Annotated in this window: 17 protein-coding genes and 1 pseudogene; 13 read left to right on the top strand and 5 right to left on the bottom strand. The window is 59.7% G+C overall.

Annotated elements, in window-relative coordinates:
- The first annotated feature begins 48 nt into the window (after positions 1 to 48).
- From B5V03_RS40730 to B5V03_RS40705, 6 genes are all read left to right on the top strand, one after another.
- Positions 49 to 915 (top strand): ABC transporter permease subunit, encoded by an 867-nt coding sequence (locus B5V03_RS40730; protein ID WP_129276032.1) that lies wholly within the window; start codon positions 49 to 51, stop codon positions 913 to 915.
- A 12-nt stretch (positions 916 to 927) separates the two neighbouring features.
- Positions 928 to 2,001, top strand: a complete 1,074-nt coding sequence (locus B5V03_RS40725; protein ID WP_129276031.1) for a branched-chain amino acid ABC transporter permease — start codon at positions 928 to 930, stop codon at positions 1,999 to 2,001.
- Positions 2,002 to 2,003: 2 nt separating this feature from the next.
- Positions 2,004 to 2,723, top strand: a complete 720-nt coding sequence (locus tag B5V03_RS40720) for an ABC transporter ATP-binding protein (RefSeq protein WP_129276030.1) — start codon at positions 2,004 to 2,006, stop codon at positions 2,721 to 2,723.
- Positions 2,713 to 3,438: an ABC transporter ATP-binding protein gene (locus B5V03_RS40715; RefSeq protein ID WP_129276029.1), complete on the top strand. Its 726-nt coding sequence runs from the start codon at positions 2,713 to 2,715 to the stop codon at positions 3,436 to 3,438. The genes B5V03_RS40720 and B5V03_RS40715 overlap by 11 nt, the downstream gene beginning before the upstream one ends.
- A 47-nt stretch (positions 3,439 to 3,485) precedes the next feature.
- The gene (locus tag B5V03_RS40710) at positions 3,486 to 4,247 is read left to right on the top strand and encodes an SDR family NAD(P)-dependent oxidoreductase (protein WP_129276028.1); all 762 of its coding nucleotides are present in this window, start codon (positions 3,486 to 3,488) and stop codon (positions 4,245 to 4,247) included.
- 85 nt (positions 4,248 to 4,332) lie between these two features.
- Positions 4,333 to 5,736: an amidase gene (locus B5V03_RS40705; protein WP_129276027.1), complete on the top strand. Its 1,404-nt coding sequence runs from the start codon at positions 4,333 to 4,335 to the stop codon at positions 5,734 to 5,736.
- A 441-nt stretch (positions 5,737 to 6,177) separates the two neighbouring features.
- Here B5V03_RS40705 and B5V03_RS40700 read toward each other — a convergent pair.
- Positions 6,178 to 6,690 (bottom strand): annotated as a pseudogene (locus tag B5V03_RS40700) (tripartite tricarboxylate transporter substrate-binding protein); the annotation flags it as partial.
- A 278-nt stretch (positions 6,691 to 6,968) separates the two neighbouring features.
- Here B5V03_RS40700 and B5V03_RS40695 point away from each other — a divergent pair.
- The gene (locus B5V03_RS40695) at positions 6,969 to 7,445 is read left to right on the top strand and encodes a DUF3833 family protein (protein ID WP_129276025.1); all 477 of its coding nucleotides are present in this window, start codon (positions 6,969 to 6,971) and stop codon (positions 7,443 to 7,445) included.
- Between the two features lie 2,685 nt (positions 7,446 to 10,130).
- The gene (locus tag B5V03_RS40690) at positions 10,131 to 10,763 is read left to right on the top strand and encodes an NYN domain-containing protein (protein ID WP_129276024.1); all 633 of its coding nucleotides are present in this window, start codon (positions 10,131 to 10,133) and stop codon (positions 10,761 to 10,763) included.
- Between the two features lie 924 nt (positions 10,764 to 11,687).
- Here B5V03_RS40690 and B5V03_RS40685 read toward each other — a convergent pair.
- On the bottom strand, positions 11,688 to 12,485 hold the full coding sequence (locus tag B5V03_RS40685; protein ID WP_129276023.1) for a hypothetical protein: 798 nt from the start codon (positions 12,483 to 12,485) through the stop codon (positions 11,688 to 11,690).
- Between the two features lie 784 nt (positions 12,486 to 13,269).
- Complete coding sequence (locus B5V03_RS42875; protein WP_283811591.1) at positions 13,270 to 13,791, bottom strand: hypothetical protein; 522 nt, start codon at positions 13,789 to 13,791, stop codon at positions 13,270 to 13,272.
- Positions 13,792 to 14,294: 503 nt separating this feature from the next.
- On the opposite strand from B5V03_RS42875, the gene B5V03_RS41990 reads away from it, so the two are divergent.
- The 4 genes from B5V03_RS41990 to B5V03_RS40655 all read left to right on the top strand — a co-directional run bounded on the left by B5V03_RS41990 (position 14,295) and on the right by B5V03_RS40655 (position 16,435).
- A complete protein-coding gene (locus tag B5V03_RS41990) occupies positions 14,295 to 14,465 on the top strand; it encodes a hypothetical protein (RefSeq protein WP_164988644.1) in 171 nt (56 codons plus the stop codon).
- 216 nt (positions 14,466 to 14,681) lie between these two features.
- Entirely contained in the window at positions 14,682 to 14,903 is a 222-nt protein-coding gene (locus B5V03_RS40670; RefSeq protein ID WP_129276021.1) for a hypothetical protein, read from the top strand.
- Positions 14,904 to 14,920: 17 nt separating this feature from the next.
- Entirely contained in the window at positions 14,921 to 15,343 is a 423-nt protein-coding gene (locus tag B5V03_RS40665) for a hypothetical protein (RefSeq protein ID WP_129276020.1), read from the top strand.
- Between the two features lie 687 nt (positions 15,344 to 16,030).
- On the top strand, positions 16,031 to 16,435 hold the full coding sequence (locus B5V03_RS40655) for a hypothetical protein (protein ID WP_129276019.1): 405 nt from the start codon (positions 16,031 to 16,033) through the stop codon (positions 16,433 to 16,435).
- A gap of 158 nt (positions 16,436 to 16,593) precedes the next feature.
- Here the strand turns inward: B5V03_RS40655 and B5V03_RS40650 are convergent, their stop codons facing one another.
- Complete coding sequence (locus B5V03_RS40650; protein ID WP_129276018.1) at positions 16,594 to 16,815, bottom strand: hypothetical protein; 222 nt, start codon at positions 16,813 to 16,815, stop codon at positions 16,594 to 16,596.
- A 2-nt stretch (positions 16,816 to 16,817) separates the two neighbouring features.
- Positions 16,818 to 17,051 carry a hypothetical protein gene (locus B5V03_RS40645; protein ID WP_129276017.1) on the bottom strand — a complete coding sequence of 78 codons (234 nt, stop codon included), beginning with the start codon at positions 17,049 to 17,051 and terminating at the stop codon, positions 16,818 to 16,820.
- 192 nt (positions 17,052 to 17,243) lie between these two features.
- Here B5V03_RS40645 and B5V03_RS40640 point away from each other — a divergent pair, with 192 nt between their 5' ends.
- Positions 17,244 to 17,516, top strand: a complete 273-nt coding sequence (locus B5V03_RS40640) for a hypothetical protein (protein ID WP_129276016.1) — start codon at positions 17,244 to 17,246, stop codon at positions 17,514 to 17,516.
- Positions 17,517 to 18,352: the final 836 nt, after the last annotated feature.

Here is an 18,352-nt window from a genome sequence, read left to right as displayed (position 1 = left end):
AGGCCGGCGCCGCAACGATGCGGCGCCGGGATCGACAGAGGGACCAAGATGTCGGCTGAAGTATTCTCGGTATTCTATCAGTTCGCCGACGTGTTCGCGTTCCTCATTCTCTCGGCTGCAGGTCTTGCCATCGTGTTCGGTATGATGGGCGTCATCAACATGGCGCATGGCGAGTTCATCATGTGCGGCGCCTATGTCACCGTCGGCCTTGTGAATCTGGGCGTTCCGCTCGCAATTGCCCAGATCCTGGCCGCGCTCACGGCGGGGCTCATTGGTGTCCTTGTCGAGTTCCTGGTTGTCCGGCGCTTCTACAAGCGGCCGCTGGACTCTCTGCTCGCGACCTGGGGCCTTAGTCTGATCGTAACGCAATCGATGCTTCTGATCGTAGGCTCCGCGGTGCGGGGCATCGGAACGCCCGAGGGAAGTTTTGCGATCGGTGGCTATACGTTTTCGACCTATCGTCTGGTGCTGTTCGCGTGCGCGGTAGCGGTGCTGGCTGGTCTTTACATCATCTTCATGAAGACGCGATTCGGCGTGATCTCGCGCGCGACGATGCAGAATGCGGCCATGGCGAAGGCGCTGGGCGCGCGCACTGGCCGCATCTATGCGATCAGTTTCGGAATCGGCACGGGTCTCGCCGGGCTTTGCGGGGCCCTTTACGCACCAACCATGACGCTGATCCCGACAATGGGAGCGACCTTCGTGGTTGAAAGCTTTGTCACAGTCGTGATCGGAGGGGCGAACGTGCTGCTCGGAACAGCGCCGGCGGCCGTGTTGCTGGCGATAATCCGGATGGCGCTGAACGCGAGCTACGGCCAGATCATCGGGCAGATTGGCATGCTGGTCGCTGTTATTTTGATCATTCGGGTTCTGCCCGAGGGACTCTCCAGTGTTCTAGTTCGTCGTGGGCGCTAAAGGGAATTTGTGATGTTGAAGCTGCTGGAAGGTCCGCAGACGCTCGGACGTGGCAAGGTCTTCTGGTCTAGCTTCCTTGTCGTGCTCGCGGGCGCGCTGACATATCCGCTGTTCGCTGATTCCTACGACGTTGGCAATTTCGCCTACTTTCTGATCTGGATCTTCATGGCGCTCGGCCTATGCTTGATGTGGGGTTATGGCGGCATGCTATCGTTCGGTCAGACCTTGTTCTTCGGCATTGCCGGCTACGGGTATGGCGTGCTCGCGATCAACATGGGCGGCGGCACAGCAACGATCGTCGCGCTGATGCTCTCGGTTGTCCTAGCGATGGTGGCGGCGGGCATCCTCGGCTATTTCATGATTTGGGGCGGGATCAGCGGCATCTTCTTCGGTATCGTGACGCTGTCCGCGACCCTCGTGCTCGCCTTCTTCCTTGGCCAGACTGCAGGGCCGGAGTGGCACATAGGCTCGGCTCGGCTCAACGGCTTCAACGGCATGAAGGGCATGGACCCGCTGACCGTGGGCGACTTCTTTATCGAAGGATCGACGCTGTACTACGTCATGATCGCGTTGATCGTGATCGTCTACCTCGCGCTGCGCATGCTGGTGAATTCGGGCATAGGCAACGTCATCGTGGCAACGCGGGAAAACCCGCAGCGTGCCGAGATGCTAGGTTACGACGTCCGGAAATATCAGCTGCTGACTTTTGTGATTGGCAGCGGCCTCGCCGGCCTCAGCGGCGCGTTGTACACGTCCTGGGGACAGTTCATCACGCCGTCCAGCATCGGCCTGCCCGCTGCGGCAATGCCCATCATATGGGTAGCGTTCTCCGGACGGAGCGATCTGACCGCGACGCTGGTCGGATCGTTCCTGCTGCTGTTCGGCTTTCAGACTATCACGGTCTACAGCCAGCAGGCAGCACTCGTGTTGATGGGGGCGCTGCTGCTCGCCACGGTGATGCTGGCGCCGCAGGGTTTTGTGCTCGGCATCGGCAAGTTTGCTGCCGACTGGTGGAGCGGGCATCGGCGGCGCGAGGAGAGCCCCGTCATGGCGGAGGCTGGTCGCTTGCAATCGGAAGAGACCTGATCATGGCACTGGTCGAAGTCAAAGGCGTATCCAAGCATTTCGGCGGATTGACCGCAGTCTCCAAGGTCGACCTCGCCGTCAACGCCGGCGAGGTCCACTGCCTGATCGGCCCCAATGGCGCCGGCAAGAGCACATTGTTCAAGCTGATCGTGGGTCTTTACCCGCCGAGCCAGGGCAGCATCCTGTTCGATACCGTCGACATCACGGCTGAACGTCCATATGCGCGCGTGCAGCGGGGCATGAGCATCAAGATGCAGGCTCCAAGCGTGTTCAAGGAGCTGCCGGTTCGGCAAAACATCCGGATTGCGCTCCAGGAGCGATTATCCGGTGCGGAACGCATCGCCGAGGAGGATCGCCTGCTGACTCTGCTCAACCTCGGGCCGGACAGCGAGAAGCTCGCGGGTGCGCTGTCGCATGGCCAGCAGCAATGGCTCGAGATCGGGATGGCGCTGGCGCTGAAGCCTCAGCTCTTGCTGCTGGACGAGCCGACCGCCGGCATGTCTCCGGATGAAACGTTCAAGACCGGCGAGTTGATCAAGTCATTCAATGCCGAAGGCATGACGGTGCTTGTCGTCGAGCATGACATGGCCTTCGTGCGCCAGGTTGCCCAGCGCGTCACGGTGTTGCATCTCGGCAAGATTTTCGCGCGCGGCGATCTCAAAGGCATTTTGCAGGACGAAAAGGTCGCGCAAATCTATCTCGGTAAGACCCATGCTCACTAAACCCAATCCCACTGACCAGATTCTCGACGTGTCGGAATTGTGGGCGGGATACGGTGCGACGCCGATCCTGCAGGGCGTCACCATGTCGGTCTCGCGCGGCGAGATCGTCGGCGTGATCGGCCGTAACGGTGTAGGCAAATCGACTCTGATGCGGTGCCTGATCGGTTTGCTGCAGACCTGGCGTGGCATGATCAGCTTCATGGGGCAGGACATCACAAGGCTCGAAGCCGACGCGCGGGCGAGGGCAGGCTTCGGCTACATCCCGCAGGGACGCGATGTCTTTCCGCAGATGACTGTCGAGGAAAACCTGCAGGTGGGAGAGTTGATTGGCGGTCCCGGTGGCAAGAAGCTGCCTGAACTCGTCTATGAGTATTTTCCGAGACTGAAAGAACGCCGGCGGCAGGCCGCAGGCACCATGTCGGGCGGCGAGCAGCAACAGCTCGCCATAGGCCGTGCGCTGATCGGCAATCCGTCCTTGATGATCCTGGACGAGCCGTCCGAGGGAATCCAGCCCTCGATCGTCCAGCACATCTGCGAGGCGCTAAGGTCGTTTCGGAACGAGCTCGGCACCACGATTATCTTCGTGGAGCAAAATCTCGACACGATCCTGGCGATCGCCGAGCGTTGTTACATCATGGAGAAGGGCAAGATCACGCAATCGCTGGCAGGTGGCGAGGTCAACGAGGACAATGTTCGCGAGCAGCTCCTACTCTGAATGGCCACATGGCATGTTTTCAAGTCGTCAATAGGGAGGGAATGGACATGGATCTGGGACTCAAGGGAGCGAAGGTTCTCGTCACCGGCAGCACCAAGGGCATCGGCAGGGCGATCGCCGACACGTTTGCGGCCGAAGGCGCCAATGTCGGCATCTGCGCGCGCAACCAGGCCGACGTCGACAACGCGGTCACCGCGATCAAGGCGAAGGGCGTCGCCGCGTTCGGCAGCTCGGTCGACGTTTCCAACGGCCCGGCGCTCAAGGGCTGGGTCGAGGACATGGCCTCCAAGCTCGGCGGCATTGACATCGTCGTTGCCAACGTTAGTGCGCTGTCGATCGGACAGGACGAGGAGAGCTGGGAGAAGGAATTTTCGACCGACATGATGGGTACGGTGCGGCTGGTCAATGCAGCGATGCCGTATCTGGAGAAGAGCAAGGCCGGCGCGATCGTCACCATCTCCAGCGTGTCAGGCCGCGAGGTCGATTTCGCCAGCGGTCCCTACGGCACGTTCAAGGCCGCAATCATTCACTACACGCAAGGACTTGCCTTCCAGCTTGCCGGCAAAGGCATCCGCGCCAATTCGGTGTCGCCGGGCAACACCTATTTCGAGGGCGGTGTCTGGAATCAGATTAAGGACGGCAATCCCGAGCTGTACAAGAGCGCATTGGCGCTGAACCCTACCGGCCGCATGGGCACGCCACAGGAGATGGCGAACGGCGCGGTGTTCCTCGCCAGCAAGGCGGCGAGCTTCATCACGGGAACCAACCTCGTGGTCGATGGGGCCCTCACGCGCGGCGTGCAGTTCTAAGCATCGAGAGCCGCATGGTCACCGCACCGGGTCGGTTGCGGGAGTAGGTGGCCGAAGCCGCTTTCGACAACAAGAAGTCTGTCAAATGTCAGCAGAGCCAATTCACTACAAATCGATTATCGAACTCTCCGATCTGTTCCGCCGGGGCAAGCTGCTGCCCTCGAAGGTAACCGAGGCCATAGTGAGCCGGATCGACAAGCTCGATGGAAAGTTCCACAGCTACGCACTCGTTCTCGCTGAGCGCGCCATGGCGCAAGCGAAGCTATGTGACGCCGAGCTAGCGAAAGGCATCTGGCGCGGACCGCTGCACGGCGTGCCGATCGGATTGAAGGATCTCTGCTACACGACCTTTGTGCCGACTGCGGGCGGCACGACGATGCACGCCAAATTTATCCCGCCCTTCAACGCGACCATCGTGGACCGGCTCGAGCATGCCGGCGCCATCATACTCGGCAAGCTGAAGATGACTGAGGGCGCCTACACCAGTCATCATCCGAGCGACGAGGCACCTCTCAATCCCTGGGGCGTCGACTACTGGGTCGGCTCTTCCTCAAGCGGATCGGGCGCGGCAACCTCGGCGGGCCTATGCTTCGGTTCGATTGGCACTGATACTGGCGGCTCGATCCGGTTTCCGTCCGCAACCTGCGGACTGACAGGAATCAAGCCTACCTGGGGACGCGTCAGCCGTCACGGCGTGTTTCCGCTGGCGGACTCGCTCGACCATGTCGGGCCCATGTGCCGGAGCGCGGCCGATGCCGCCGCTATGCTTGGTGTCATCGCGGGCGCCGATGTGAATGATTCCACGGCCCTGCAGGCGCCGGTGCCGAACTATCTGGCCGGTGTCGGTGACGGCATCCGGGGCGTACGGATCGGCGTGGACCGCAGCTACATCCAGGACGGGGTCGATCCCCAGGTCGTCGCTGCGTTGCTGGATGCCGAACGCACGCTGGCAGCGCTCGGTGCCGATATCCGCGAGGTCAAGTTCCCGGCCTACCAGAAGCTTGTCAGCATGTGGATCCCGATGTGCTCGATCGAAACGGCGGAGGCGCACCTGGAGACCTATCCGTCGCGAAAATCGGAATACGGCCCCGATCTGGCGCAGCTGATCGAGCAGGGCAGGTCGATGAGCGGTGTCGAAATCGCGCAGATCCATCATGAGCGACTGAAGTTTTGCGGCAGTCTCGCCGCCTTGTTCGGCGATATCGACCTGCTGCTGATCCCGACAATGCCTGTGCCGATCCCAACGCTGACCAAGATGGGCGAATACGGTGCTGATCCGAACGTGCTGCTCAGTATCCTGCGCTTCACCGCAGTGTTCGACTTCTCGGGCAGCCCCACGATCACGCTGCCGAACGGGATGGCGTCGGACGGCCTGCCGCTCAGCATGCAGTTGGTGGGTCCGCATTTGTCCGAGGATGTGCTTGCCCGCGCTGGTCATGCCTTCCAGTCGGTGACGGACTGGCACACCCGGCGCGCGCCCATCGAATGAACGGTGTCACGGAATATCAAGACGCGCGCGCAATCTCCTAGCCTGCGGAGTCGCCTGGAAGATAGGGCTCATTTAGCGAGTCCGAGACGAAGTGGGTTGGTGAGCGCAGCGGTCAGTCGGCAACCGATATGACTTGGTCGCAAATGGAGCAGTTTCGCGAACTGATAAGGAAATTGCTGAAAGCTTATCAGTGACGGCCGGGCGTAGATAGGGTGACGCCGCCGGCCCAGCTAGCAGGCATGAGTTGTAGAAAGCCAGCTACGGCCATGAGCGGAAGTCAGATCGAACCGCATATCGTCGATCTCAGCGGATGGCTGGGTAAGCGCTTTTGGGGAGCCCCGAGAGCCCCGGACACCACCCAGATTCAATGACTTCCTACCGTCCGTAGGACTTGCAGTCAGTTACGGATTGGCCTAAGCGGCGCGGTCCGATCGACTGAAGCTATTTCGGCTCGGCCAGTTCGCTCGCAAGCGGCTGCAATCCCTTTGTCATATCGTCGAGACGCTTCTGCCATTCGGCTCCGGCCATGAAAGCGAGGACGGGAGCATCACCGGGTGAGCTCCTGATGTATTCGGGATCGTTGAGGCTCTCGGCGATCGTGGCTTCCAGCTTCTTCGCAATGTCATCGGGCGCGCCCTTCGGAAGCGCAAAGCCGCGTTCGGCGGTCATGATGACGGGAACGCCGGCTTCCTCGGCCGTGGGGACGCCGGGCAATGATAAGGAGCGGGCCTTAGACAGGATTGCGATAGCCCGGAGCTCTCCTTTGTTGGTGCCGTGAAGCTCAGGCACTTCGCTCAGGCTGACCATTCCTACATCCAGATTGCCGCCGAGCACGTCGGTCCTCTGCGCTGCTGTTCCGCGATAGGAACTCTCATTGGGCTCGACGCCGGCGGCCTTTGCGAGCATGCGGATGGCCAGATGCCCGTTCGTGCCTGCGCCGTTATGGCCGAATGTAACTGAACCGGGCGTCTAGCGCAGCGCGTCGAGAACGCTAGCGAGCGTCGTGAACAGGCCCATGAGCTGCTCCGGCTGCTTATATGACCCGCAGAGCGAAGAATGCTCGTAGGTATTGCTCCAATGATCCGGGGTCTAAGGAGTTCTTCGGTAGTAGTTGTCGCACGGCTGGGTGGCTTCAGAACGTGAGGCCCGTCGTGCTGTGCAGCGCCGATCGGAACCGATGATTGGCAACAGGAGACTTAGTTTTCGGGAGCATTCCTGAGCGGGATCCACCAATGGCAATCGGCAATTTCAGAGGGACAAGGCCGATATTTCTTCCCGAGCGATTTTTTGTGGGACGGATCGAAGGTTGGGCGGTGGTAGAAAGTTTGGTGGGCGGGTTGTTGAACCGCGCGACGATCGCGGCGCACGGTGAATTCGAGTCAGACACGCAAATCGTTCTCTTCACCGAGACTTACACATTTGACGACGGACATTCTGACACGTTGCATTGGACGATACGAAAAGGCGACCAGGGTAGGTACACCGGATTGGAAAACCGACTCGAAGGCGACGCCATAGGTGGGCAAGCAGGTTGCGCCTTTCATTGGAAGTACACGCGCGACACCCCGCAAATCGGTGGCAAATCTTTCAAGCTGAACTTCGACGATTGGTTCTATGCGATCGACGATCGCGCCTGCATCGTACGTGGGAGCGCTGGACGTGCGGGCATTCCGTTTGCGACGGCGCACGTAACATATCGGAAGTTATGAACAACCGTCGTGTGTTTTCCTGTACTTGCGGGCTATGCGCGCCTGGACCCGGCGAGCCAGGAATACCGAGCGGGCCGAGCTGCTCACGCGCCATGTCGTCCTGAGATTCTTCGAGCTAACGTGTTGATGAGGCGCGGCCCCATGCTCCGTCTTCCCAGGCCCATCCACAGTTAGCTTTGCTATTCGCCGCGGGCCGCTCCAGAGCTCGATCACCGGATGCGTTTCGAGGAAATTCAATGATCGACGTCTCGCGTCGCCGTCATCGCCGCACTCTAGCTCGTAGATCGCATGCGCGACTCCCCATAGATCGACCGCGTATGCCACGTAACGCATGGTCGTGCACTCATACGGCGATGGGGGGCCGCCTCCGGCAGAAAGACAAAGCTCCTGAATTCACTTCGGATCCGCTTGTTTGTTCTTGGCAGAGATCTTGGGCCGACCAAGCGCATGATATGCAATCGCCCAAATGAATGCGTCATGCGAGATTTACGTAGGCCGTTGCTTTGCATCGATCGTACCCGATGCGACAGGTACCTTTACCTACTAGGGAAGCGCGCCGCGCTGGCAGAGGTTTGTTTCAAGCGACTTAAAAGATGACTACGGTATCGTTTACCCAAGATCCGTGCCTTCTGTCTCAACGATCCTTCCGATGGCTTCATCATCTTCGACAACTTCAAAGCCGGCGTTTCTGGCTCTGGAATGGGCTTTCAATAGTCTGATGTCGGGTGCTGTGTATGCCTTGCGGACAATCTTCTGTTTTGTCGATTGTCTACGCAAGCGAGTGCCTTGTACGATCGATACTTCGCCGGCGCTCTTAAGCACGACGCGAGACCATTATCTGATGCAGATCGCGAACAGTTGCAGACCCAACGCCCGTCAGCACAAGCAGAAATGCAGGAATGCATCGTCTTCTTGAAAAGAAACTTGTTTGAGACTGGCGAAGCCTGACGGCCGGTCAGCCAGAGTGAAAGTGAAGGTGGATAGTCTCCAACCTGGGGACGCGCCTAGTCGTCTGGCGCGTCCCCTAGCCGCAATGCCCTGTCACGGCTGAAACGCCGAGTGGGAAACAGAAGTGAGGAGGCTAGCGCCGCGCGAGGGTAAGTGTTGACTTCATGCCTCATTTTGCGGCCGTGCCGTTGCAACTCTCGCAATGCAACTTCCCAGAGCCGCCGCAGTGGCTGCACTTTTTCGCAGCTGCGAAACCTCAATTGTTGTCAATGCCGTCTTCGCAGCCGAGTGATGATCGGTGCCATCGTCCTGTGCGCGGTCTTGTCGTCATTATTCCTGCCGTGGTTGATCGGCCGTTAAGAGTTGGTTTAGGCCCGAGCATGATCATTGCGGAGCCAGCAGGGGTCCTATCATGCCATTACACCAGGCGAGTACCTTGGAAGAGTCCAAGGCTACGATTGCTGAATGCAGCAGCGAAGGCAAAATTCAGGCTTCGATGCTCGATCCCTGGGACTTCTCAAATCCGGATCGAGATCAGACGCTGGCATTGTTGAAGCAGGACGGTAATCGAAGGCGGGCGGCTTGGCTGGTCGCAGGCGCATTGGTTGCGGGCTTTGGACTAGGATGGGCTGGAGGGCTAAGTTGGTATGGTGGTGCAACTAGCTCATTTCTCAATGCTATCACACAACCAGAAACGCCTCCGCGCCAAGTTGCCCAATCAAAGTCAGGCAAGACCGAAGGCACTCGAAAGACGGCATCCACGTCAGTTTTGCAACCATTATCAACTGTAAGGCAGATCTCCGCAGTTGCAACGAGCATTTCCGCCAAGCCTCTGGCCAGATCGTCGGACGGGGCCGAGTCCGCGGAGTCTTCAAGCAGGAGTTCTCCGACCATCCAAGCAGATGAGACTGTGACCGGCTCGATAGAGCCCAGAGCGCCTCTCGCACCCGCGCCAGACACAAGGCCGACGACGATTGAGGGTTGGACCGTCCTTGATGTTCGAGGCGGGACGGCGGTTCTCGCCGGGCCTGATGGCGTTCGGATGGGAATGCGCGGCGACACAGTCCCCGGCATTGGGCGCATCGACTCTATCGTGCGTTGGGGTGACCGCTGGATAGTGGCGACGGATAGCGGATTGATCACGACCCGATGAATGGCGCGCGGCCGTCGTGCGTTCTTCTACAGGGTATGCGGCGTTTTGAGTTCGTTGCTATGAGGCCTGCCTTCGTCGCTGGGATTGGTCGGACGATTGTTTTGCTCGTTGAGCCGCTCCTCCGGTGGATACCTTCGATCTCGCCGATTGATAGGGAGCCGAGAGCAGCATCAGAAAAAGCGCCCTGGCTGCTTTGTATCTGGCGGCGGCTGTGCTGGTCTCCCGTCCTGACATCACGGTTGTCTCTTCGCGGGTGCACACGCGCCAGGCCCACCTTCGGGCTCGCCGGCAAAGGCGATATCAAAGACTTCGAACTGGTCAGGCATTGCGTTGCACAACAATTCCGGGCAGGTCGAGAATAGTCGAAAGCACCGACCCAATCCAGAAGTGGCTGACATGCCCCCAATCGGAATTTTGCTGCCGTGGGGGGTACGAGTTGGAGTGGTTCAGGAAAACTGTTTGAAGGCTAAAGGACCGCGGTATAGCATCGGAAAATCCGGCTTTGATGAAAGCTTTGGAAGTGCCGCCTCATTGGCGGGTTCATATTCCCGCAGCATGGTACTTCGTCTTTCCGAGATCACAACATGTCGTCTCCCAGCAAGATTGCGCTCTTCGTCGACGGAGCCAATCTCTATGCCACCGCGAAAACGCTCGGATTCGATATCGATTACAAACGCCTGCTGAGCGAATTTCAGTCCCGTGGCACGCTTCTGCGCGCGTTCTACTACACCGCCACTATCGAGGACCAAGAGTACTCGTCGATCCGGCCGCTGATCGATTGGCTTGATTATAACGGCTACACGGTCGTCACCAAGCCGACCAAGGAGTTCATTGACGCTGGCGGCCGACGCAAGGTCAAGGGCAACATGGACATTGAGCTCGCTGTCAATGCCATGGAGCTCGCCGCGCATATCGACGAGATGGTGCTGTTCTCCGGTGACGGCGACTTCCGGTCCCTGGTTGAGGCGGTGCAGCGCCACGGCGTTCGGGTCACCGTCATTTCCACGATCGCGAGCCAGCCGCCGATGATCGCCGACGAGCTGCGCCGCCAAGCCGACGTGTTCACCGATCTTATCGAGCTCCAAGCTAAGATCGGCCGGAATCCGTCCGAACGCCCAATTGCCCGCGAGCGCGAGTCGCGCAATCGCCCGCAGCAGGTCCCAGAGCGTCAGACCATCGCGGGACCGAAGGGAAACGATAGCGTTCTCGAGGAGTAATCCCGAGCGAGACCGCTAGTAAATCCCAGGGATCGCTAAGACTTGGTCGCCTCGGCACTTGGTCGTTCGTTCAAGCTGGTCCCGCGGAATGAGCCTGACGAATGAGCCCAGCATTTGCGCCGGGCTGATCGCCAGTAAGGTTCAGGTGCTCAGCAACCCGCCAACTAGAAAAGACCCTCCGCGGTCGGGTCGGTTCGGTTTCCGACATTGCATGCCTACTCAGGCCGCTTCGCATGCATGTTGCTGCCGCAGCATGTTCCATGGCGCTGCGGTCGATTGCGCCGAGCTACGCAATGCGCGCGCGATTATCCCGCACCAACTCGGATTCGAAACCAACGTGAGGCATAAAGCGAAAATAGTTCCGCTTTGACCCTCCGGCGGAACTTAACTCGCTGCCGCTGAACGAGGAATTTAGTTATGCGCAATAATCATGATGACTCTACCGCAATAAATAAAAAATAAGGTTGGGGAAAATAGAAAGCAGGGAGTTTTGCGATGGAAGCTATGCGCCGCTTTCGCGCGATGGCGTTGCTATGCCGACAGGCCGCTGTGCGTGATCCCGAGAGAAGCTGGAAGCTGCTCGCAGAGGCAGAGTACTGGGAGCATCTGGCGGCTACAGCTCTAGCCCACTAAGCGCACGAAGTAGCGATCGCGCAATTGTTCTGTTCTATCGGAAGTTGCCTAATTCAAATCATATTTCGGGACAGGTAATGACCAATAGTCGCGAGGGCTATAGCTGTGCTGTTGTGCACGCACGCCTCCAAACGCTCATCGCCGAGCTTAGAGAGGTGGAGAAGCTTCGAAATTGGCTTCGAATCGTAGAGGCGAGAAGAATCGGCAGAAGACGGCGGGCCGGAGCGGGCAGCAGAGCAAGAGCCGTTTGGAGACGATGTTAAATGCACCCGAGCATTGATCCGCATCAGCTCATGCGCGGCCCGGGCTGGGGCCTTTCTCTGCTTGGTACAGCCCCCGAGTATACCTTCCCCTCAACAGCGCAACAGCACAACTCCGAAGCACGCGGCTCGAGCTCAAGAGCGAGATGGTGCCAAATGCCATTAGCAGGACGCCTGTCCAACTTGCCGTCCAGCCTCGTCCCCCGGACTTCGTAGCACGCACATCGGCCGGCATAACGGCAGGCCCGGAGCGAAGCAGCCCTTCGCTGGCGGACGGCGCGGCCGCGAGAACTTTCTCCAAGTCGACTTGGCGCGGCACGGGATGATCGGGCGTGACCTGGCCGGGCGGAAGATCGGTGACGGGTGCCGCCGGCATCAGGGCCGTCGCGCCCGTACCGAAAACGGAAGCGGCATCAGCTACCTCGACTTCGCGTGCAGGCGGCGTCGGCTGAGCCCCCTCGGCCGGTGCGGGACGCAGCAGCTCCGCGCGCGCATCAACCACCGAGCTCCGCCTGCGCCGCGCGGTCTCGTTCTCGTCGGGACTGGCGCCGCGATTGGCCAGGCGACGATGCGCCGGCTTGTGCACCGTCGCGGTGCCCTCAGCCAGGAACCAGCATTTGCGGTGCCCGTCCATTCGATAGACCCAATGCTGGCCCTCGGGCGGCGAGTTGCCGGGGCGTCCCAAGCATTCCGCCTGCGGCGGAGAGGCTACGGCAGGTTGGGGCGCGTTATTGAAGAAGTCAGCAAAAGGGCTGGCGAACGTAGGTGTCGCCGAAAGACCGGCAACGAGAACTAAACCGGCGAAGGAAAATCGCAAATGACCGGACATCGAAATCTCCCGGTGTTGTGCCCCCCACTGGCACGACCCTTCGCGGCGACATGGGCCGCCATGCGGCTCAAATCTGGCGGCGCGATGGATTCATTGTGCTCCTGAATCAGATCCGCATCCCATTGAGAACCCCAGTCCAGCAGCCGGCGGTTGCAAAATGCAGCCGCGCGCTCAACTGGTCGAGCCACCACGTTGTCGGGACATCGCTCAGGCTAGGCTCGGGCGTTTCGGTCCGTTAGGTCGGTCGCCGGCATATGACCTCAGCTTGGGCCGAGGTCGCCAACCTTTTGGGAAGGTTCGCTTCCGACCGGGGGCGGGGATGGTCGGGAGCTTGGATTCGACGCCGTAGTGCGAAAGTATTCCGCCGCCCATCATTAAAACGGCCCCAGCGTTTTACCTGCTGGGGCCATCGCGTTTCCAAATGCGACCCGACTACCATTCTGGATCGCCGAAGCCATCATAGTCCCGAACGATGTACTGTCGGGTGTAGCGTTCGGCCGGACGCCAGCGCTCGTGAATAACGATGGTCGCAGTCGGCGGCCTCCAATAGTCAGGATGGATGACAATGGTCGGGGACGGCGGATAGGGATACGGGGAATGAATACGCCAGCAAAAGTCCCCTCTACAAGCAATCGCGGCCGAGGCGCTCGCGGCGGAGACCGCTAGAAGACCCGCAGCGGCGCCTGTTGCAATAAGAAGTCTCAGTGGCGTGGTATTCATTGTCTTCCTCCTCGTTCCTTTTTTCTTTTTCCGCTCCGTAAACGGCCGTGCTTGTCGCTTCGTTTCAAAAAGTAAAATTAAACATGAATCGCAGCAGCTGGGCCGGAGTCCGCGGTTCAGCCGAAGGAGAGGCGTTTGCGGCGCAGCACGGGGTTCTTGGAGGAACCTGACGGCGCCGATCTTGCTGCAATATCGAGGCTCGGGACTTACACGCGATGGCGCCACTCACATGAGAAATCGTGAATGGGCAGGAGCCCGGCCTCATCCGCGACCAGGACGGTGTTAGCGTGGTTCGGGAAAGCCAGGCATCGGTGGCCATCGCTTCGATGCCCAACTTTTGCACAGCAGCCTGCTTGTCCGCCAGCGCCTTCGCTACCGCCGCTTCTGCATCCTTCCTGCGCTGCTCCGCCGCCGCAGCCTTCGCGTTCTCGATCTGCTTGGCCTTCTCGGCGGCCAGCCTGGCATCCTCAGCGGCTTTCGCAGCGGCTGCCGCCTTCTCCTGATCGGCCTTGTTAGCACGGTCTGCCGCGAGCCGCGCCTTTTCATCCTCAGCCCGCCGGGCCTTCTCGGCAGCGGCGGGTCGCACTGGCGAGCAATCGTTACTTTGCTCGAAGGCCGCAGCTTCCCTAAAGTGGACGGCCTGATGGGGGGCGGTATGTCCCGGCCGTCAAGGCGTTCTTCGACCGGGAATTCGGGTCGGCGGCGACGGCCCGGTCGCCTTGCGTGATGGTCCGGAGCAGTTTGGCGCACCTTGGAAAAAGCGCGACCTTAAACGGCGGTCATCCGGCGACAGTCTTATATCGGGCCCCATTGGCTCCTTGTGCCTCAGCCGCACACCGGAGGGAGCAGCGCCTAGGCTTCGGCGTTTGACTCCTCAACCATGCCGACTGTGACGCGCCGTCTTCTTTCGGTCGAGGGATGAGTGTTGGCCGCGCGGCAACGCCCGATAGCGCTGCCCACCAACTAAGTCAGGTTCGCGCTCCTATCGCGAACCAAGGCGACCCGATATCTTGTCGGGTGATGATTAAGTTTTGATCGACTTTTTGAACCCTGCAAATTTAACCGCGCTTCCGGTGGGGAGCTTTGTTCATGCAAATCGATCTGAGGTGCGCCGAGCGCAGCCCGGCGCGTGATGCTGAGGTGGAGGACTGCCCCTCCGATATTACAACTGCGAGGAAACCCGCCGCCGCGAAAGACAACGCCGAAAACACGCACTGGCCGCTCATTCCATTTCCTGACGGTTGGTACGCGACGTCGTGAAACGGTCGAGATCGGCGCCTTTACGCGTTGGCGCGGGTCGGGTCGCGGCGGATCGACCGCGCCGATCCGTGCGGCGTTAGTGGCGGCGGATCAGGTATTTGTCGACTTCGAGCGTCGCCGGAAGAACTGCCAGTCATGCCGAGCTTAGGAACACTTTTTGGTGACGCGAGGTTTCCTTCCTCATCAGAGGCCTAGAGCATTGCGGAGTTCTCTTCCATGGCTATCCAGATCGTTATGGACGACACCGGCGACAGCAGACATTTCTTTGAACAAACTGATCCGAAGGGGCTCGCCGAGGTTGAACGGCGATTTAAGCAGCTCACTGATCAGGGGTTTACCGCCGCCACGCGGAAGGCGGGTAGTGAACTAAAGGTCACACGGTCGTTTGATCCCACCGCGGAAGAGACGCTATTCTATCCGCGTCTCGTCGGCGGCTAAGCTATCACGATGCGACAATGTTTCTGTTCAGACGCAGTGACGCTAACAGAACGCGCTTCCGTGCCCTCCGCGAGCTCTATCGGAGCTTCACCGAGCAAAATGGCCCGGAGGCGCGTTCGCGGCGTCTGCTGCGGGATTGGTTATCTCCAGAGCAGCGCGCGCAATTCGATGCCAACAACTATTTCGAAGTCACCGGTTCTCACACCGGCAGACGATACCGAGTTCAATATGGTACCCTGAGCAATGTTGTAGAGCTCGACGCATCAGGGCAGCCCGCGATCGGCTGGTGTTTCGTTCCCGAACATGCCCTGGCGGCTGGCGATGTGATGCTCGCCCAGAAGATCGCGCTCGAAACCGACGAAGCCGCAGTGCTCGCGCTTGCCCACCGGTTTACTCCGAGACTGCCATCTCTGCCCCGGGTAGTGCGGCGTGCTTACTAGGTCGCCCATGGGCGGGGCCGCCGACGGGGGACGGCGGCCCCTCGCCGCGAAGGCGCCGATACGCGAAACGAGGACGACTTCGCGACTGCATCCAGCATCTGCGCAGGGCCGATCGGCGCAAGAACGTGCGTGCGTTAGTGTTACTTGGGCCGCGGCTTCGTGGATCGGCCTCGTGAGACCATTTCGTCAACAGTTCGCAGCATCCGAGCAAATTCAGACTGAAGATGTCGAGCGTGCGCCGCATCTTTTGGCTCTGAGAGAAAAGCAATCTTCACGAGGAAGCGGTTCAATCGCGATGTGACGAGAAGATTGTCAGAGTGCTGCGAGCGCAAGTTCGTGATCTGTCGTCGCATCTCAACGAGATCGAACGGGTCACCGTCGGGCTTATTTGCCAAATGAAGCTCATAGCGTTGCAACGGATAAACGAAGCCGCCGCGTCGAGTATCTTGGCGCGACGGCCTCGCCATGGTGGACCCGGACGGCGCAATGTCCGGCGCAGAGAGGCTAGCGCTCAGCAGCCCCGGTGCAATCGAAACCGCGGATTAAGCTTGATGCCCTTGCTGGAAGTTAATTCGGGAACCGAGAAGCCGCGACGGAAGGTCTGAAGGTACTGACCCAGTGAATGCCCAATGAAGGAACGTCTGGGTCTTCGTCAATTCGTGACTGAACAAGAGCTGCGAAACCTCGATGCGCTGCTATATCTTCACGCTCGACGACTGCGGTAGCACGCTGAACGCGCACGAAATCGACTGCAATAACGCCGAAGAGGCTCTACAGCTAGGCTCTGCCGCGGTGGCGAACGACCCAGTCGAGGTTTGGTGCGGTCCTCGGCGTCTCGCCCGCTTTGAGCCGGAGCGGAGGCAGGACCGACCGCTTTCGCGTTTGGGCGAGCGCTTGATCGTAGCCGAACGCTATCTTCGCGAAGGGGAGCAACTCATCAGTCAGCAAGAGAGGGTCATCGCCCACCTCAAGCGCGAGGGGCGCGATCTCGCTCTCGCGTTTTCCATCCTCGATGCCCTGATTGAGACCCAGAAGGCTCATTTGCAAGAGCGGGATTTGCTCGCAGCCGAAGTGGGAAAGCGGTCTGAATAGTGGGGCTAGCGCAGCCACAGATCACGATGGGTCCGGGCCAATTCTCGGGTTCTCGACCGCTAGCGGTTCCGTTCACGATCCGCAAGGTAGCGCCGAACGCGATCTATTGGAGACCGCGCCAATAGAGGCAGTGTCGCAGGTGGCGATCGCGCGCCATCCTACTGTTCAGGATTTCCGATATCGAAGGCGCCGAGACGATATTCTTCGCCAACTGACTGCTCATCCGCCGTTTTCGTGACCAGAGTAAACGTCGCGTCCGGATAGCGTGCCCACACATCGAGGTCGTCAGGCGTGACGGTGAGATATCCGAAAAAGCACCTGTATCGGCCCGGGTCCGTCACTCGGCCGATTTTGTCCCAATTGATCTTGTTAACGCGCATCACTAGCTCCACTCGTTCTCAGGGAGCGAACCGGGCGGAGGTTTAAGTTCTTCGAGGCCAGCTTCGATCACAGCCAGTTCGTCTTGGATCGCCCTTACTGCGTTTTCGGGGTTGATGCCTGATACAGCTTGCAGTTCAGCGAGCACCTTGCACCGATGCGCCAGCAACTCCGTCAGCGCGCGACGGTCCCGCACCTTGACGCAGCTAGCGACGATCATTTGCATGGATTTCGACATGTTTCGTCGTTTCCCACCGGTTTGCGCCTATCGGGCGCGGCTAAGTTCTGCCAGGCCGGCTCCCGTCAAACGATATTCGACACCTTTGCCGGTTGAGCGTCGCTCCATCCATCCGCGGGCGAGCTTTGTTCCGGGGTGATCGGTAAGCTTCGAAGAAGACACCCAATCGCGGTCACGAAGAGGATCGAGCATTTGCCGGTGATGCTGATTGAAAAGGGGCCCGCGCCTTTCCTCCTGACCGATGTCTTGACCTATCGCTTCAAGCGGGTGTTCGGCTTCCATGGCCGTTTGTTGCCATCGCATGGTTTACGATCAGTTACAAATCAGGAACAACCGGCAATCTTTTCTAAATGGTTCATGGATATTGTTCTGCGGCATGAAGGATCACGAGGGTGCATCTGCTTGGCTCGCTCCGGCTCTCAGGCGAAGCTACGCTCGACTGGCAGCGTGGATGACGCGCGGTAATCGCGTGCCAGACCACAGCCGCTTGCCGGCGCCGCCGCGCTCGGAACAGCCAACTCGGTTTCCCGACCCACCGCGCCGCCCGGCGCCGCCGCGTATCTAGGCGTTTGGGGCGTCGCGCATGACGAACGATGGCACATCGACGCGTCCGTGGCTGCCGGACGAAGAGGCGGAATTGCTCTCGCTCTTTGGCGCAGGCGCCACAGCTCAGGAGGTCGGCCGCCGGCTAGGCCGCACTCGCCAAGCGGTTTACGCTCGCTTGCAGCGCTTTCAAAAACAGCGTGGGCGAGCGAGTAGGAAGAGTGGGAAAATCTTTGCTCAGTTACTAGAGTGATCGACGGCGGCGGTCGACTATAAGGTGGCAAGGTCACATCCGCAGCGGATTAAGTAGCGCCGATCCGATCGCATTGAGGTCGACAAATGACCAGCCCGACTGATGACGAATTATGCGCCGCGGTCACCGCCGCCATTGAGCAGTGGAAGAGTTCGCGCCAGCTTCCTTACCTGTCGCCCAGCGATTGCTAGACACTGAACAAGTTGATCATCACCGGACTTCAAACCGTTCTGTTCCAGCGTGCGAAGGCCTTCGACAAGCGCTAAATTGGACAGCTTGATCAAATCCGGAGGTTCGTCTTTCGTCCGCAGTCCGTTCCTGCTTGTTGGAAAGGACTTTTGGAAAGACTTTTCCGGACGTTCTGGCTTGACAGTACGGATTATGGCGGTCGTAGGCAGGTAAGCGTTGGCCTCAGACCGACGCGTCCACACACCCGCCTCTGGGGCTCCGCCGCGGTGTTTGCGAGCGGCGCTCACCAACGAAATGGCCGGCGGGCATCACTGCC

The sequence above is a fragment of the Bradyrhizobium betae genome, assembly GCF_004123905.1.
Taxonomy (GTDB): Bacteria; Pseudomonadota; Alphaproteobacteria; order Rhizobiales; family Xanthobacteraceae; genus Bradyrhizobium; species Bradyrhizobium betae_A.
The sequence above is the reverse complement of the archived record's forward strand: the minus strand, read 5'-3'. Positions and strand labels throughout refer to the sequence as shown.